The organism is Nocardiopsis sp. TNDT3 (assembly GCF_003427465.1).
Taxonomy (GTDB): domain Bacteria; phylum Actinomycetota; class Actinomycetes; order Streptosporangiales; family Streptosporangiaceae; genus Nocardiopsis; species Nocardiopsis dassonvillei.
This window is the reverse complement of the sequence record NZ_QPFC01000500.1, coordinates 1-2123: the sequence shown is the minus strand read 5'-3', so window position 1 is coordinate 2123 and position 2123 is coordinate 1. Positions and strand designations below refer to the sequence as shown.

General features: G+C 73.2%; 2 protein-coding genes. One reads left to right on the top strand and one right to left on the bottom strand.

The window, feature by feature from the left end:
• Nucleotides 1–72 precede the first annotated feature (72 nt).
• Nucleotides 73–591: a lytic polysaccharide monooxygenase auxiliary activity family 9 protein gene (locus DQW06_RS13085; protein WP_013156290.1), complete on the bottom strand. Its 519-nt coding sequence runs from the start codon at nt 589–591 to the stop codon at nt 73–75.
• A 546-nt stretch (nt 592–1137) separates the two neighbouring features.
• Here DQW06_RS13085 and DQW06_RS13080 point away from each other — a divergent pair.
• The coding region (locus DQW06_RS13080; RefSeq protein ID WP_117198537.1) for a DUF4037 domain-containing protein at nt 1138–2123 on the top strand (986 nt) is incomplete at its 3' end.

The following is a 2123-nucleotide window of genomic DNA, read 5'->3' as shown; positions in this document are numbered from 1 at the left end:
GGGCCTTGCGGGCCGGGAACGCCGCGACCCCGGCCCGGGTGCGGGGGGCCGGGCCGGGGAGGCGTCGGGTCGCTAGCGGATGTTCACGTCCACGCAGGCGTAGAAGGCGTTGCCGGTGTCGGCGACGTTCCAGCGGGCCAGGATCGTGTGGCGGCCGTTGTAGCCGGACAGGTCCACGTTGTGCTGGACGGTCGAGTTCGGCCGCGCCCCGCCGTCGTCGAAGTTGGCGACGCGGTGTCCGCCGATGAAGTACTCCCAGTTGGCGGTGGCGTGCGTGACGGTCAGGGTCCAGGTGAAGTTCACCGAGGTGCCGACCTGGGTGACGTGCCAGCCGTGGTTGTCGTCGTCGAGCTCGGAGAACCGGGAGTTGCCGCCGGAACAGCTCATCAGGCCCTTGGGGCCCTCCACGCTCTGCGGCTCCCACTGGATGCCGCCGCACTCGACCATGCCCGCGGCGCACTGCGCCTGGCGGCTCATGGGCGCCGATACGTAGCCGTGCGCGCTGGCCGCGCTGGCGGGCATGAGGGTGAAGATCAGAGCGGTGGCCGCGGCGACGGCTGAGGCGGAGCGGATCCTTCTGCGGGTCTTCATTGAACGGGGCCCTTCTCTTCGGGTCACGATCCCGTCCGGCCTCGCGGCGCGGTGCGGGGGATTCGTAGCGGGGTGACCCGGACCGTTTCCGGCCCAGGAAGTGGAGTGCGTCCGTGGGGGCTCGGATATTTCCCCCGCGGACACCGGACGTCGTTGTCCCGGCCATTCCGGGCGTCCCCGGAATTTCCTTCCACCTGTTGTCGGTAGACCGTAAAGACCCTGTCACTACACGTCAATACCCCTGCTGTGCTGGGGGACCGCGTACCACCGCGCCGAAGGCCCGACCGGGCGAACGCATTCCGGCACTGGTACTGACGACACTTCCCCGGTCATTTGCGCCGCGAACTGGAAAGACACCTTACAGTAGCGATCCCCGGTCTGTCGTAAAACGTTGTGGACCATCGGCCCTTCGACCCGCTCCTGGAGCGGTTCTAACCAGATGGATAGATTTCCCTTACCCCCGCTCCGACGCGGTCCAGCGGCGGCGGGCCCCCGCGCCGGAAAACGCGTGGCCGCGTGCGGAGGTCGGACCCTAGGCTCTCGGGCGTGACCCCGGTCTTCCTCCCCGGCCTGGAACTGTCCCGGGCCCTGTACACGGACGCGGTCGCGCCCCTGCTCGCCCGCGGGCCCGGGCCGGTCGCGCACGCCGCCGCGCTGCTCGGCGCCGGGTCCGAGGTCCTCGGACTGGACACCGAGCGCTCCACCGACCACGGCTGGGGCCCGCGGCTCCAGGTCTTCGTGGACGAACCCGATGAGCGCGACCGCGCGCTGGCGCTGCTCGCCGAGGGCCTGCCCGAGCGGGTGCGCGGCTGGCCGGTCCGGTTCGGCCCCAACGGCGGCCCTCCCCAGACCTGGCGGCCCGACGCCGACGCGCCCGGCGGCCGCCACCGGGTGGAGGTCAGCGGATCCGGCGAATGGCTGCGGGGCCGACTCGGCTTCGACCCGGGGGAGGGGACGGGGACCGCCGACTGGCTCGCCACACCCACCCAGCGGCTGGCCGAGGTGGTGGGCGGAGCCGTCTTCCACGACGGCGTCGGCACGCTCACACGGGCCAGGGAGCGCCTGGCCTGGTACCCGGACGACGTGTGGCGGTACGTGCTGGCCTGCCAGTGGCAGCGCGTGTCCCAGGAGGAGGCGTTCGTCGGCCGCTGCGCGGAGGTGGGCGACCGCCTGGGCGCGCGGGTGGTCGCGGCCCGGGTGGTCCGCGACCTCATGCGCCTGGCGCTGCTGCTGGAGCGCCGCTACCCGCCCTACTCCAAGTGGCTGGGAAGCGCCTTCGCCCGTCTGCCCGGGGCGGCGGAGCTGACCCCGCTCCTGGAGCGGGCGCTGGACGCGGACGCCGCGGCCCTGGCCGAGGCGTCCTCCCTGGTGGCCGACCGGCAGAACCGGACCGGCCTCGCCGCCGCCCTGGACACCCGGCCCCGACCGTTCCACGAGCGCCCCTGGCCGGTGCTGGACGCGGCCCGGTTCGCCCGTGCCCTGCTGGCGGGGATCACCGACCCCGGACTGGCCGCGCGGCCGCCGGTGGGCTC